Source organism: Cupriavidus sp. FW305-26 (genome assembly GCF_058787975.1).
The window spans coordinates 1-15,175 of the sequence record NZ_JBYTAH010000035.1 but is presented as its reverse complement, the minus strand read 5'-3'; the positions used below and the strand labels follow the sequence as shown (position 1 = coordinate 15,175).

The 15,175-nt window shown below is 66.6% G+C and carries 11 protein-coding genes; 5 read left to right on the top strand and 6 right to left on the bottom strand.

The features are described from left to right. Positions 1-19: 19 nt before the first annotated feature. The 6 genes from AC3WQZ_RS19185 to AC3WQZ_RS19160 form a co-directional block, all read right to left on the bottom strand. Entirely contained in the window at positions 20-2,515 is a 2,496-nt protein-coding gene (locus AC3WQZ_RS19185) for a GcvT family protein (protein ID WP_439672025.1), read from the bottom strand. Positions 2,516-2,612: 97 nt separating this feature from the next. After that, positions 2,613-3,464, bottom strand: coding sequence for an EamA family transporter (locus tag AC3WQZ_RS19180; RefSeq protein WP_010812804.1), 852 nt, complete (start codon positions 3,462-3,464; stop codon positions 2,613-2,615). A 98-nt stretch (positions 3,465-3,562) separates the two neighbouring features. After that, positions 3,563-4,696 (bottom strand): 2-aminoethylphosphonate--pyruvate transaminase, encoded by a 1,134-nt coding sequence (locus AC3WQZ_RS19175; protein ID WP_439669253.1) that lies wholly within the window; start codon positions 4,694-4,696, stop codon positions 3,563-3,565. Positions 4,697-4,737: 41 nt separating this feature from the next. After that, positions 4,738-6,552, bottom strand: a complete 1,815-nt coding sequence (locus tag AC3WQZ_RS19170) for a putative 2-aminoethylphosphonate ABC transporter permease subunit (protein ID WP_058696530.1) — start codon at positions 6,550-6,552, stop codon at positions 4,738-4,740. Further along, positions 6,543-7,655 carry a putative 2-aminoethylphosphonate ABC transporter ATP-binding protein gene (locus AC3WQZ_RS19165; RefSeq protein WP_010812807.1) on the bottom strand — a complete coding sequence of 371 codons (1,113 nt, stop codon included), beginning with the start codon at positions 7,653-7,655 and terminating at the stop codon, positions 6,543-6,545. The genes AC3WQZ_RS19170 and AC3WQZ_RS19165 overlap by 10 nt, the downstream gene beginning before the upstream one ends. Positions 7,656-7,743: 88 nt before the next feature. Next, entirely contained in the window at positions 7,744-8,778 is a 1,035-nt protein-coding gene (locus tag AC3WQZ_RS19160) for a putative 2-aminoethylphosphonate ABC transporter substrate-binding protein (protein WP_010812808.1), read from the bottom strand. Between the two features lie 264 nt (positions 8,779-9,042). Here AC3WQZ_RS19160 and AC3WQZ_RS19155 point away from each other — a divergent pair, with 264 nt between their 5' ends. The 5 genes from AC3WQZ_RS19155 (at position 9,043) to gdhA (ending at position 15,117) form a co-directional block, all read left to right on the top strand. Continuing rightward, positions 9,043-9,753: a phosphonate utilization associated transcriptional regulator gene (locus AC3WQZ_RS19155; protein WP_010812809.1), complete on the top strand. Its 711-nt coding sequence runs from the start codon at positions 9,043-9,045 to the stop codon at positions 9,751-9,753. A 60-nt stretch (positions 9,754-9,813) separates the two neighbouring features. Further along, the gene (phnA, locus tag AC3WQZ_RS19150; protein WP_011617554.1) at positions 9,814-11,076 is read left to right on the top strand and encodes a phosphonoacetate hydrolase; all 1,263 of its coding nucleotides are present in this window, start codon (positions 9,814-9,816) and stop codon (positions 11,074-11,076) included. Positions 11,077-11,118: 42 nt separating this feature from the next. Then, entirely contained in the window at positions 11,119-12,582 is a 1,464-nt protein-coding gene (phnY, locus tag AC3WQZ_RS19145) for a phosphonoacetaldehyde dehydrogenase (RefSeq protein ID WP_010812811.1), read from the top strand. A gap of 132 nt (positions 12,583-12,714) precedes the next feature. Then, complete coding sequence (locus AC3WQZ_RS19140) at positions 12,715-13,470, top strand: DeoR/GlpR family DNA-binding transcription regulator (RefSeq protein WP_010812812.1); 756 nt, start codon at positions 12,715-12,717, stop codon at positions 13,468-13,470. Positions 13,471-13,773: 303 nt separating this feature from the next. Beyond that, positions 13,774-15,117 (top strand): NADP-specific glutamate dehydrogenase, encoded by a 1,344-nt coding sequence (gene gdhA, locus AC3WQZ_RS19135; protein ID WP_492301070.1) that lies wholly within the window; start codon positions 13,774-13,776, stop codon positions 15,115-15,117. Positions 15,118-15,175 lie beyond the last annotated feature (58 nt).

Below are 15,175 nucleotides of genomic sequence, written 5' to 3'. Positions count from 1 at the left end.
TATCCGCTTGCATCGAGGTTCAGGCCTTGGTCCGCTCGCTGGCCGGATCGTACGGCGCGCGCAGGTGGATGCGCGCGGGCAGCAGTTCCCCGGCCAGGTCTACGTGATACTTGCCGCCCTCGATCCATGCCGCGTCGGCCGGACCATCGGCGCGTGCCAGCAAGCCCATGCCCACTGGACAGCCAAGGGTGTGGCCGAACGCGGCCGACGTGACGAAGCCGGCCGGGCGCACGGTGCCGTCCGGGGCGGTGCGCAGGATCGCCTCGCCGCCCCAGAGCATGGCCTCGCTGGCGCCGTCCAGCGTGACCACGGCAACGCGCCGCCGCACCTGCGCGGCACCGCCGGCAGCGCGCAGCTTGAGCAGCGCTTCGCGCCCGCGGAACGGGATGTCCGTGTTCAGCTTGCAGGCAAACGACAGCCCGGCCTCGAACGGATGGATGTCGGTGGTCAGTTCGCGGCTCCAGGCGCGGTAGCCCTTCTCTATACGCAGCGATTCGATGGCGTAGTAGCCGGCGTTGACCAGTCCGAAGCGTTTCCCGGCCTCGTGCAAAGTGTCATGGACGCCCACGGCGAATTCCACCGGGACATACAGCTCCCAGCCCAGTTCGCCCACATAGGTCAGGCGTGTGGCGCGCACCGTGGCATAGCCGAGATCGATCTCTTTCGAGGTGCCGAACGGGAACGCCTGATTGGAAAAATCGGTGCGCGACACGCTCTGCAGCAGCTCGCGCGAGCGCGGGCCCATCACCGCCAGCACGGCGTACTGCCCGGTGACATCGACAATCGCGCAGCGCTTGTCGGCCGGAATCAGGCGCTCGATATAGTTGAAGTCGCGCGTGGTCTGCGCCGAGCCGGTCACCAGCAGGTACTGGTCGTGCGCCAGCCGCGTCACGGTCAGGTCGGATTCATAGGTGCCGCGATCGTTGAGCATGGCGGTGTACACGGTCTGCCCCGGCGGCACGGCCACGTCGTTGCTCATCACGTATTGCAGCACGGCCTCGGCATCGGCACCCTTGACGATGTACTTGGAGAACGAACTCATGTCGAACAGCGCCACCGCCTCGCGGCAGGCGCGGTGTTCCGCGCCGCTCCACGGCAGCCAGTTCTGTTGCCCGAACGAGTAGCGGATCTCGGGCGATTGTCCGGCAGGCGCGAAGAAGTTTGGCCGCTCCCAGCCCATCTTGCTGCCGAAATTGGCGCCGGCAGCGTGCAGGTGGGCATAGAGCGGCGAGCGCCGGAACGGCCGCGCCGTATCCAGTTCCCGGTTGGGCCAGGGCATCGCGTAGTGCAGGCCCAGCGTTTCCTTGACGCGGTCGTGCAGCCAGCTTTGGTTGCCGTTGAAGCCGGCAAAGCGGCGGATATCGACCGGCCACAGGTCCATGGTCGGCTCGCCCGCGACGATCCATTCCGACAGTGCCATGCCGGCGCCGCCGGCAGACGCGATCCCCATTGAGTTGAAGCCCGCGCCCACGTAGAAATTGCGCAGCTCGGGCGCTTCGCCGAGGATGAAGTTGTTGTCCGGCGTGAAGGACTCGGGCCCATTGTAGAACTGCTTGACCTGCGCCGACTCCAGTGCCGGAACGCGGATCAGCGCGTTCTCCATCAGGATCTCGAACTGATCCCAGTCATCAGGCAGCAACTGGAACTCGAACGGCTCAGGAATGCCCTGCATGCCCCACGGCTTGGCATTGGGCTCGAAGCCGCCCATCACCAGCCCGCCCACTTCTTCCTTGAAGTAGATGAAGCCGTCCGGGTCGCGCATCACCGGCAGGTCAGGATGCACGCCGGCAATGCGCTCGGTGACGATGTAATAGTGCTCGGCCGAGTGCAGCGGCACGGTCACGCCGCACATCTGCCCGACCTGGCGCGCCCACTGGCCGGCGCAGTTGACGACGATCTCCGCCTCGATGCGGCCTTCGTCGCCGGCCTTGTTGCGCCAGCTCACGCCGGTGGCGCGGCCATCGCGGGTATGGATCGCGGTGATCTTCGTATCCTGCGCGATGACCGCACCGCGGCTGCGCGCGCCGCGCGCCAGCGCCTGGGTCAGGTCAGTCGGGTTGGCCTTGCCGTCGCCCGGCAGCCAGACCGCCCCAAGCAGGTCGTCAGTGCGCATCACCGGCCATAGTTCGCCGGCCTGGGCGGGCGAGATCACCTCGCAATCCACGCCATAGGCCCGCGCCACCGCCGCGGTGCGGCGCAGTTGCGTCATGCGTTCCGCGGTGCGCGCGACCGACAGCGAGCCGCATTGCTTCCAGCCGGTGCCGAGGCCCGTTTCCGCTTCCAGTTCGCTGTACAGCTGGGTGGAGTAGCGGATCAGTTTCGTCATGCTTTCCTGCGAGCGCAGTTGCCCGACCAGCCCGGCTGCGTGCCAGGTGGTGCCGCAGGACAGTTGTCCCTGTTCCAGCAGGACCACATCCTTCCAGCCGAGCTTGGTCAGGTGATAGGCGACGCTGCAACCGATGATGCCGCCGCCGATGATGACGACGCGGGAGTGGGATGGGATGACAGGGGACATGGCGGGAAAACCTCGGCAGGAAAGGGTTTGGCGTTGCCTGCCATGTTATGCAAAAAAACGCCAACAAACAACACAAAATGCAACATGCATCGACGGATCAGCGCGCCAGTTGCAGTGTCAGGATCCCCGCCAGGACCAGCGCGGTCGCAATCAGCCGCCGCCGGTCGAAGGGCTCGCGCAGCAGGAAGTGGCCCAGCAGCGCGGCAAAGATCACGCTCGATTCACGCAGCGCCGCCAGCTTGGTCACGGGCGCCATGGTCATCGCCCACAGCATCAGCGCATACGAGCCCACCCGGTTGATGCCGCCGATCCACGCGCGCTTCCATTCCGTGCGCATCAGCGTGACCAGCGCGTTGCCGCGCCGGCTGAAGGCGTAGGTCGGCATGAAGATGTGCGACATCGCCTGCAGCCAGACGATGTAGGTGAAGACCTCGCCGTAGCGCTTGACCGCGGTGCCGTCGATCACGGTGCCGGCCGCCAGGCAGGCCCCGGCCAGCAGCGCAAAGCCGAGCAGGTCGGGCGATTGCCGGCGCCAGCGCACCAGGCTGACCAGCCCGCAGCAGATCAGCGCGATGCCGGCATAGCCGCCTGGCCCCAGCCGTTCGCTGCCGGCCAGCAGCAGCAGGATCGCCACCATCATCGGCGCCGAGCCGCGCATCAGCGGATAGGCCTGGCTGAAGTCACCACGGTTGTAGGCAGCCACCAGCGACAGCTTGTAGCCGACTTCCAGCGCCACTGTGGCCAGCAGGAAGGGCCACACCTGCGGCGCGGGCAGGGGCACCAGGAACAGGAAGGGCAAGGCCACCAGCAGGCAGAAGGTGTCGATCAGCGCCATCGACGACAAGCGGTCGCCGCCGATCTTGACGATGGCGTTCCACGACGCGTGCATCAGCGCGGACAGCATCACGGCGGCAAAGGCGAGGCCGTGAAAGTCTTGGGGGAGGGGCATGAAGGGTTGAGTTTGCGAACCGATGGTTTGCTCCCCTCTCCCGCTCGCGGGAGAGGGGAGCCTGCTGCTAGGCGAGTGAGGTGAAGATGCTCAAGGAGTCAAGCCGCTTCTGCCAGCGGCGCCTGCATCTTGATCCCCATCTCGCGCAGCACCTCGCCAATCGCCGTCACCACATTGCGCATCTCGTTGTCATCGATCGCACCAATGCACCCGACGCGGAAGGTCTCCATCTGCGTCAGCTTGCCCGGATACAGGATGTAGCCGCGCTCGCGCACCCTGGCGTAGAAGGTCTTGAAGTCATAGCGCGCGTCGGCCGGCGCATGGAAGGTGACGATGATCGGCGCCTGCACCGCCGCCGGCAGGAAGGCGCGGAAGCCGAGTGCGGCCATGCCCTGCACCAGCGTGTCGCAGTTCCTGCGGTAGCGCGCGCCGCGCACCGGCTGGCCGCCTTCTTCCAGGAACTGGTCGAGCGCGGTGCGGAACGCCGCCACGACGTGCGTGGGCGGCGTGAAGCGCCACTGCGTGGTCTTCTGCATGTAGACGTACTGGTCGTACAGATCCAGCGCCAGCGAGTGGCTGTTGCCCTGGCTGGCTTCCAGCACGTCTTTCTTCACCAGCACGAAGCCCATGCCCGGCACGCCCTCGATGCACTTGCCGGTGGCGGCCACCAGCGCGTCGAACGGCATGGTGCGGGCGTCGATCTCGATCGCGCCGAACGAGCTCATCGCGTCGACGATCAGCCCCTTGCCCAGCCGCTGGCACAGCGCGGCGATTTCCTGCAGCGGGTTGAGCACGCCGGCGCCGGTCTCGCAGTGCACCTGCGCCACGTGCGTGATCGACGGGTCGCGCCGGATGGCCTCTTCTATCAGCGCGGCGGTGGCGGGCTGGTCTTCGGGGATCGGCAGTTCCACGCTGGCGCGGCCAAGCACCTTGCAGATCTTGAGGATGCGCTGGCAATAGGCGCCGTTCTGCGGCACCAGCACCTTGCCGTCGCGCGGCACCACGTTGGCGATGGCGGCCTCCACCGAGAACGTGCCGCTGCCCTGCATCGGCACGCACACATGGGTGCCTTCGCCGTGGACGATGCGCACCAGGTCGTCGCACAGGCTGCGCGTGATGGCGTTGAAGGCGGCGTCCCACGAGCCCCAGTCGCGCAGCATGGCCTGCTTGGTGGCGAGCGAGGTGGTCAGGGGACCGGGGGTCAGAAGGATCGGGTCGTTGCCGCGAATCATGATGAGCTCCTGATTGGGAAGGAGTGGAAACAGGGGAAAGGTCAGTCGTTGCCCTGGCGCCAGGCCTGGGTCTTGCAATCGAGCACGCGTTGCAGCAGGTAATAGAGCAGGCAGGCGAAGGCCGAGGTCAGCACCACCAGCGTCGCCATTGCCGCCGCGGGGCCGATGTCGCCGGATTCATCCAGGTTGACGATCTCGACCGAGGCCAGCTTGGTGTCGGCGCCGTACAGGAACACCACTGCGGAGACCGTAGTCATCGCATTGATGAACAGGTAGCGCGAGATCTCCAGGATGGCCGGCAGGCAGGCCGGCACCGTGACTTTGAAGAAGGTCTTGTAGAACGGCACCTTGAGCGAGGCGGACACGGCCTCGAACTCGCTGTCGAGCTGCTTGAGCGCGGTGACCGCCGTCAGGTGGCAGGACGCGTAATAGTGGACGATGGTCACCAGCACCAGGATCCCCAGCGTCTGGTACAGCCCGTGCATCGGGTTGGCCTGCGGCACGAAGAAGAAGATGTAGCCCAGGCCCAGCACCAGCCCGGGCACGCCCATCGGCAGCACCGCCATCAGCCGCACGAAGCTGCGCAGCCAGTCCATGCCGCGGGTCTTCTCCAGCAGGTAGGCGGTGGCGAAGATGAACACCGGCCCGATCACCGCGGCCAGTCCCGCCATGCGCAGGCTGTTCAGGTAGGAATCGACCACGCCGCCCTCGACCAGCCCCACCCGGTAGTGGTTCAGCGACAGCGAGAAGTTGTACGGCCACAGCTTGACGAAGGACGCGTAGATCGCCATGCCCATCACCGCCAGCATCAACGCCGCCATCAGCCAGCAGAGCATCGCCATGGCCAGGTCGAAGCGGCGGCTGCGGCGCGGCACGTAGGGCACCGAGCGTGCCGACATCAGCGCCATCTGGCGGCGCTGCACGCGCGCATCGACACAGTAGGTGACGGCCACCGGCACCAGCAGCATCAGCGACACCACCGCGCCCTGCGAGAAGTCCTGCATGCCGATCACCAGCTTGTAGATGTCGGTGGCCAGCATATGGAAATTGCCGCCGATCACCTTGGGGATGCCGAAGTCCGAGATCGCATAGGTGAACACCACCATGGCCGCGCTGACCAGGCCGTAGCGCGCGCCCGGCACGGTGATGGTGAAGAACTTGCGCACGGTCGAGGTGCCCAGCGCATCGGCCGCCTCGTACAGCCGCGCGTCGGTCAGCGACAGCGCGGTGATCAGGATCATCAGCGCATGCGGGAAGGTGGCGAACACCAGCGAGGCCACGATGCCCAGCGGCCCGTAGATCTGGGTGCTGCCCATCCACGGCTTGAACAGCCCCTGGTTGCCGAACCAGAAGATGAAGGAGATCGCCGCCAGCAGCGATGGCGCCAGCAGCGGGATCAGCGCCAGGTTGCGCAGCAGGCCCTTGCAGGCGATGCGGCTGCGCGTCAGCGCATAGGCAAAGCTGAATGCCAGCGGCAGGGTGATGCAGGTGGCCAGGGCAGAGACCCACAGGCTGTTCCACACCGAGCGCAGCAGCGCGGGCGACTCGAAATACGCGCGGAAGTGCGCGATGCCGGCCAGGCTGCCGTCGCGGTTCTGCACGCTCTTGGCCAGGATCATCACGATCGGCGCCAGCACGAAGCAGGCGAGCGCCAGCGCGGCCAGCGCCAGCAGCACGTGGGCGAGGCGGTCGGTCCAGTGCGCGCGCACGGCGGTTGCGACCACGGCCGGCGGCGCGGGTTGCGCGCCAGGGTTGGCAGGCCCGGCCGGCCCGCTGGTGGCGGGAGCGGGGATGGTATCGGTGGCCGGCATGGTGGCAGACGTATTGGCCGGCGCCGCAGTGAGGCTCATGCGCATGCGTGGCGGAAAATGCGGATACGGTCAGCGGGAATGGCCAGGCGCAGCAGGTCGCCGGTGTTCGGGCGCAGCTCGTGCAGGTCATTGAGGGAGAGGTCCGCGTACAGGGCGCCGGACGCTGCGTCAGGCAGGCGCAGCGTCAGCCGCGAGAACGCGCCGAGGAACTCGATCTTGTCCACGGTGGCCTCCAGCACGTTGGGGCCATGCTGTTCGATGCCGCGCACGCATACGTCTTCGGGGCGGAAGAACACCTGCACGTCCTCGTCGGCGCAACAGCCCGGGGGCGCGGCGCAGCGCATGCGCACGCCGCCCAGGTGCAGCTCGCCGTCGCCGCAGACGCGCGCGCCCAGCATATTGGTCTTGCCGACGAAGTCCGCGGCGAACGGCGTGGCCGGGCGCTGGTAGATCTGCGCCGGCGTGCCCACCTGCTCGATCGCGCCCTGGTTCATCACCACGATGCGGTCGGCCATCGACAATGCCTCTTCCTGGTCGTGCGTGACCAGGATGGTGGTGATGTTCAGCCGCTGCTGCAGCGCGCGGATCTCGCTGCGCAGCCGCACCCGCACGCGGGCATCGAGCGCGGACAGCGGCTCATCCAGCAACAGCAGGCCGGGCGAGGTGGCCAGCGCGCGCGCAATTGCCACGCGCTGCTGCTGGCCGCCGGACAGCTGCGCCGGGTACTGGTTGCCGCGCTCGGGCAGCCCTACCAGCGTCAGCAGCTCATCCACGCGGGCGCGGCGCTGGTCACGCGGCATGCGGCGGTTGACCAGGCCGTAGGCCACGTTGTCCGCCACCGTCAGGTTGGGGAACAGCGCATAGGACTGGAACACGATGCCGTAGTCGCGCTCCATCGGCGGCAGCGTGGAGATGTCGCGCCCGCCCTGGCGGATGGTGCCGGCGCTCTGCGATTCCAGCCCGGCGATGATGCGCAGCAGCGTGGTCTTGCCGCAGCCCGACGGGCCCAGGAAGCACAGCAGCTCGCCCTGGCGCACGTCCAGGTCGATATTGTGGAGTGCGACGAAGGCGCCGCTGCTGCCGCCGAAGCGCTTGTGGATGCCTTTCAGGCTGAGGTAGGTCTCGGCCGTGGATGGGGAGGTCTGCATGGCGTGGGGCCCGGTGAGTTCTGTTGGGGGACCCGGCGTCCTCTGCCCCAGGGGGCGAGGGCGCCGGTACAGGACGGCGCTCAGGCGCTCAGGGCTGCTTCTCCGACTTGCTGGCATAGCGCTTCTGCCACTCGGCCAGCACGCGCTCACGGTTCTTGGCGATATGGCTGAAATCGTTCTTGACCAGCATCTGCTCGTAGTTGGCCGGGATGGTCTCGATCTTCCTCGCCACGCCCGGATAGGCGACGATGGCCCAGTCCTTGGCAAACAGCTGGTTGGCCTCCTTGCTGGCCAGCCAGTCCATGTAGCGCTGCGCGGCCTCCATTTTCTTGGTGCCCTTGACGATGCCGGCAGCCTCGATGTCGTAGCCCAGGCCTTCCTTGGGGAAGATCATCTCGATCGGCGCGCCCGAGGCCAGCGTCTTGTGCGCGCGCAGCTCGAACGAGATGCCGATCGGGAACTCACCAGAGCCGGCCTGCTTGCATGGCTTGGAGCCCGAATGGGTGTACTGGGCGATGTTCTCGTGCAGTGCATCCATGTACTTCCAGCCATCCTGTTCGCCATAGAGCTGCAGCCACGCGGTCACGTCCAGGAAGCCGGTGCCGGAAGAGGCCGGGTTGGGCATCACGATGGTGCCCTTGTAGACGGGCTTGGCCAGGTCCTTCCAGGTCTCGGGGCGCGGCAGGTTGCGCTTCTTGGCTTCGATGGTGTTGAAGCAGATGGTGGCGCCCCAGACGTCCAGCCCCACCCAGGACGGCGGCGTGGCCTTGTCGCTGTAGTCGCGCGTCAGTTTCTCGAAGCCCTTGGGCGAGTAGGGCGCCAGCATCCCTTCCTGCTTGAGCAGTTCCAGGCTCGACGCAGCCAGCCCGGCGATCACGTCGGCCTGCGGGTTGCCTTTTTCGGCGAGCGCCTTGGCGGTGATGACGCCGGTGGAGTCGCGCACGTACTTCAGTTCGATATCGGGCGCCACCTTGGCAAAGCCCTCGGCGTACGGCTTGAGGGTCTCGATCTCCCACGCCGTGTAGACGGTGAGGGTGGTCTTCTGGGCCAGCGCCGTGCCGGAGGCGGCTAGCGCAAGCAGGGCGGCGGCGGTGCGCAGGGTGGAAGTGAAGGACGGTTGCATGGGGACTCCTTCTGGCATTGTAGGTGGAGATATGTGTCAATTTGGTGAATATGTTGCATTGCCATAGGGCGTGCTGCACAACATTGAATCACCGTGAAACCCTTGTACTACAACACTTGCAAGACATATGCCTGGGTTTTCGCGCTCCGTGCGTCACCATCCGCGCCACATCGATGTCTTGATTGTTGACAATATACAAACCGCTTGCTTTAATGGCAATAAGGATTTTCGATATTGCGCAATCCCTCACAAACGGGAGTTTTCATGTCACGCCAAGCACCGCTGGCGAGCGAAATCACCATCCTGCAGAGCCAGTCCCTGGCCACCCTGGTGCAGCGCGAACTGGAACTGCGGATCATGTCGGGCGACCTGCCCCCCGGCGCCAAGCTCAATGAGATCGAGGTGGCAGGGCAGCTCAATGTGTCGCGCGGACCGGTGCGGGAAGCCTTCCGGGCGCTGGAGCAGGCCGGCCTGCTGCGCACCGAGAAGAACCGCGGCGTGTTCGTGCGCGCCATCTCGGTGGAAGAAGCCGATGAGATCTATGAGCTGCGCGCCGTGCTGGATGAGTTCATCGGCCGCCAGCTGGCCGCCCGCATCACGCCCGAGGGCCTGCGCGAACTGCGCGCGCTGGTGGAATCGCTGGGCGTCGCCAGCCAGGCGCGCGATGTCGATGAATACACGCGGCTGAACCTGGAGTTCCACGACCGCATGGTCGAACTGGCCGGCAACCGCAAGCTGCTGGATACCTACCGGCGCCTGGTCAAGGAACTGACGCTGTTCCGGCGCGAAGCGCTGTCCGGCAGCCACGCCGCCATGCCCGACTCCACCCGCGAGCACCGCGCCATCGTCTCGGCGATTGCCGCGCGCGACGGCGAACTGGCCGCGCGCCTGATGCGCGAGCACGTGGAGCGTGGCCGCGCCCGCATGCATGCCGCGGTGGACCCGGCCAGCGCCGACAAGGGCGCCGCTGCCTGAATCCGACCGTATCCATGGAAAGTACCGACCCCGATCGCGCCCAAGCACAGGAACCCCAACATGCCTGACACCAATGCCCGCACCATTACCGTCAACCAGCGCACCTACCGCTGGATGCAGCAGCCCGTCGTGGTGGTCTGCGTCGACGGCTGCGAGTTCGACTACCTGGAAGCCGCCGCCGCCAGCGGCCGCGCGCCCTACCTGAAGCGGCTGCTGGAAGCCGGCTCCGCCTTCCGCGGCGCCTGCGTGGTGCCCACCTTCACCAACCCCAACAACCTGTCCATCGTCTGCGGCGCGCCGCCGGCGGTGCACGGCATCTGCGGCAACTACTTCTTTGACCGCAGCGCCAACGGCGGGCGCGGCGAGGAAGTGATGATGAACGACCCCAAGTACCTGCGCGCCGGCACCATCCTGGCCGCGTTTGCCGATGCCGGGGCCAGCGTCGCCGTGGTGACCGCCAAGGACAAGCTGCGCCGCCTGCTGGGCCACGGCATGCAGGGCATCTGCTTCTCGTCGGAGAAGGCCGACCAGGCCACGGTGGAAGAGAACGGCATCGACGGCGTGGTCGAACTGGTCGGCATGCCGGTTCCAGACGTGTACAGCGCGGAGTTGTCGGAGTTCGTCTTCGCCGCCGGCGTGCGCCTGATGGAAACGCGCCGCCCGGACCTGATGTACCTGTCCACCACCGACTATATCCAGCACAAGTTCGCACCCGGCTCGGACGGCGCCAACGCTTTTTACGCCATGATGGACAAGTACCTGGCGCGGCTGGACGAACTGGGCTGCGTGGTCGCGCTGACCGCCGACCACGGCATGAACGCCAAGCACGACGACGCCACCAAGGCGCCCAACGTGATCTACCTGCAGGACCACCTGGACGCATGGCTGGGCCGCGGCGTGGAAGACGGCGGCGCGCGCGTGATCCTGCCGATCACCGATCCCTACGTGGTCCACCACGGTGCGCTCGGGTCCTACGCCACCATTTATCTGCCCGACGATGCGGACCCGGCCGCGATCAAGGCCCGGCTGTCCGACCTGCAGGGCGTGGAAAGCGTGCTGACCAATGCCGAGGCCTGCGCGCGCTTTGAACTGCCGCCCGACCGCGTCGGCGACCTGGTGGTGACCAGCGACAAGCATGTGGTGCTGGGCACCAGCCACAGCCGCCACGACCTGTCCGGGCTGGACGCGCCGCTGCGCTCGCACGGTGGCGTGTCGGAGCAGACCGTGCCGCTGGTATTCAACCGCGCCACGGCCGGTATCCCCGGCAAGGCCCTGCTGCGCAACTTCGACATTTTCGATGTCGCGCTGAACCATCTGCACTGAGTGCATCGAGCCGTACCGAACCGTGTTGACCGGAGGAGATTTATGAACGCCCCCCAATTCCCCGCTGGCGCCGTCAGCCCCCATTTCCGCGCCGAGGCCCTGCGCATCGACGGCCAGAAGATCGTGCGCGAGCGCATGATCGAAGTGCGCAACCCGTATGACGGCACTCTGGTCGGCACCGTGCCCAAGGCCACGCTTGACGATGTGCGCCGTGCCTTCGAAGTGGGCCAGGCCTACCGCTCCACGCTGACGCGCTATGAGCGCGCCGCCATCCTGAACCGCGCCGCCGCGCTGCTGCGCGAGCGCACTGAAGAAGCGTCGGACCTGATCACGCTGGAATCCGGCCTGTCCAAGAAGGATTCGCTGTATGAGATCGGCCGCGTCGCCGACGTGCTTGGCTTTGCCGCCACCGAGGCGCTGCGCGACGATGGCCAGCTGTTCTCGTGCGACCTGACCCCGCACGGCAAGAAGCGCCGCGTGATGACCCAGCGCGAGCCGCTGCTGGGCGTGATCTGCGCCATCACGCCGTTCAACCACCCGATGAACCAGGTGGCGCACAAGGTGGCGCCGTCGATCGCCACCAACAACCGCATGGTGCTCAAGCCGTCGGAGAAGGTGCCGTTGTCGGCGTTCTACCTGGCCGACCTGCTGTATGAAGCCGGCCTGCCGCCGCAGATGCTGCAGGTGATCACCGGCGACCCGCGCGAGATCGCCGACGAGCTGATCACGCACCCCGCCGTCGATCTGGTGACCTTTACCGGCGGCGTGGCGATCGGCAAGTACATTGCCAGCAAGGCCGGCTACAAGCGCGTAGTGCTGGAGCTGGGCGGCAACGACCCGCTGATCGTGCTGGACGATGCCGACCTGGACCGCGCTTCGGACCTGGCGGTGCAGGGCTCCTACAAGAACTCGGGCCAGCGCTGCACCGCGGTCAAGCGCATGCTGGTGCATGAGGCCGTCGCCGCGCGCTTTACCGAACTGGTGGTCGAGAAGACGCGCGCTTGGAAATACGGCGACCCGATGGATCGCGGCGTGGACATGGGCACGGTGATCGACGAGCAGGCCGCGATGCTGTTCGAGGCGCGCGTCAATGAAGCGGTAGCGCACGGCGCGCGCCTGCTGGTGGGCAACCACCGCAACGGTGCCAGCTATTCGCCGACCGTGATCGACCGCGTGGACCCGTCGATGACGGTGGTGCGCGAGGAGACGTTCGGGCCGGTGTCGCCGATCATTACCTTCCGCGATGTCGATGACGCCATCCGGATTTCCAACGGGACCGCGTTCGGGTTGTCTTCCGGCGTGTGCACCAACAATATCGAGGCCTTCACCAAAATCGCCAACTCGCTGCATGTGGGCACGGTCAATCTTTGGGAAGTGCCGGGCTACCGCATCGAACTGACGCCGTTTGGGGGCATCAAGGATTCGGGGCTGGGCTATAAGGAAGGCGTGCAGGAGGCGGCCAAGAGCTTTACCAACCTGAAGACGGTGACGTTGCCGTGGGCGTGAAGCACCGGGGGAAATGAATCTGTCGCTGGTTTGGCCCCTCTCCCGCAAGCGGGAGAGGGCATGGTCCTTGGCACACCGCAGCACCCGCTGCGCTAGAATCAGCCCCCAGTCCCTGACGCTTCCGGAGTCACCGTGCTCGCCGAACAACGGCAGAAATACATCCTCGACCAGCTCTCCGCCACCGGCGCGCTGGCTATCAGCGAACTGGTGACCGAGCTCGACGTCTCGCGCGAGACCGTCCGGCGCGACCTCAACGCGCTGGCCGCCCGTGGCCTGCTGGTGCTGACCCACGGCGGCGCGCTGGCTTCTGACCGCACCGAGCCCGATACCCAGACCCGCGCCGCGGTCAATGCCGAAGGCAAGCGCGCGATCGGCGTGCGCGCCGCCGAGCTGGTGCGCGACGGCGCCTCGCTGATCCTGGACTACGGCACCACCACCCACGCGGTGGCGCAGGCGCTGCATGGCCACCACAACCTGCTGGTCTACACCAACGACCTTGCCATCGCCCAGCTGCTGGGCCGGCGCAACGGCAACCGGGTGATCGTGCTGGGCGGGGAGCTGCAGGACAACGAAGACGCCACGCACGGCTGGGACACCATCGAACAGCTGTCGCGCTACCACACCGACTTTGCCTTTGTCGGCATCGGCGGCGTCACGCCGCGCGGCGAGATCTGCGACTTCTCCCGCGCCGCGGCGGAACTGCGCAGCCGCATGCTGCTGGCCGCCGACGTGGCCTGCGTGGTGGCTGACCATACCAAGTTCGGCCGCAATACCGGCGTGACCATCAAGCATTTCGACCTGGCTGCCTGGCTGATTACGGACATGGCGCCGGAGCCGGAACTGGCCGCGGCGCTCAAGGAGCGGGGCGCCAAGCTGCTCATCGCCTGAAGGCCCAGAGCGTCCGCCCCAGTCGGATTCCCAAAGGCAGCGCTGTCCGCTGATCGCACGGAAATCCCCGCCTGATGCACTAAAATGCGGCTTTCACGCCGCTGTCACAGGTGTTTTGACTATCGTGTGCCCCACGCTGGTGCTAAAGTGCTGCATTGTCCGACAGGCACGGCCCCACCGTGAATGTGCGGACAACCGGAGGCCACCCACCTTCCATCGGCGCAACGCCAGACGGCACCACAGACCGGCACCAAGCCGGCAAGGCTGCCGGATCCAGCCACTCCAGCACAGCAAGAGACATCCGTGAATTCTCCCTCCCTTGACGCATTCCTGGCGGGGGTTGCCCGCCGCGACCCCAATCAACCTGAATTCCTCCAGGCCGTGAAGGAAGTGATGATGACGCTCTGGCCCTTTGTCGAGCGCAATCCGCGCTACGCCGACCAGGCCCTGCTCGAGCGGCTGGTGGAGCCCGAGCGCGTGATCCAGTTCCGTGTGGCCTGGACCGACGACCAGAACCGTGTGCAGGTCAACCGCGCCTTCCGCGTGCAGCACAGCTCGGCCATCGGCCCGTTCAAGGGCGGCATGCGCTTCCACCCGACTGTGAACCTGTCGGTGCTAAAGTTCCTGGGCTTCGAGCAGACCTTCAAGAACGCGCTGACCACGCTGCCCATGGGCGGCGGCAAGGGCGGCTCGGACTTTGATCCCAAGGGCAAGTCCGATGGCGAAGTGATGCGTTTCTGCCAGGCGCTGGTGACCGAGCTGTTCCGCCACCTGGGCCCGGATACCGACATCCCGGCCGGCGACATCGGCGTGGGCGCACGTGAAGTCGGCTTTATGGCCGGCATGATGAAGAAGCTTTCCAACCAGTCCGCCTGCGTCTTCACCGGCAAGGGCCTGGCCTACGGCGGCAGCCTGATGCGCCCGGAAGCGACCGGCTACGGCACGGTCTACTTTGCGCAGGAGATGCTGCACCGGCGCGGGCGCGCTTTCGACGGCATGCGCGTGCTGATCTCGGGCTCGGGCAACGTGGCCCAGTACGCGGCCGAGAAGGCGATCGAGCTGGGCGCCACGGTGCTGACGCTGTCCGATTCAGGCGGCGTGCTGCACTACCCGCAGGGCATGACTACCGAACAGCTGGCCGAAGTGATGGCCTTCAAGAATGAAGAGCGCGGCCGCCTGTCTGACTTTGCCGCCCGCCACGGCATGGCCTTCGAAGCCGGCCGCACCCCGTGGCACGTGCCCGCCGACGTGGCGCTGCCGTGCGCCACCCAGAACGAGCTGGACGGCAACGACGCCGAGACCCTGCTCGGCAATGGCGTGATCTGCGTGGCCGAAGGCGCCAACATGCCGTCGACGCTGGAAGCCGTGGACCGCTTTGTCGATGCGAAGATCCTCTACGCCCCGGGCAAGGCCAGCAATGCCGGCGGCGTTGCCACTTCCGGCCTGGAAATGTCGCAGAACGCCATGCGCCTGTCCTGGCACCATGCCGAGGTCGACGAGAAGCTGCACGCGATCATGAAGGACATCCACCAGAACTGCATCCACCACGGGCAGAAGGCGGATGGCTATATCAACTACGTGGAAGGCGCGAACATCGCCGGCTTCGTCAAGGTGGCCGACGCCATGCTGGCGCAAGGCGTGATCTGACCTGAAGTTCCGGCCGGCGCAATGCCGGCCGTTGCCCGGCGGGATCACGCACCTACCC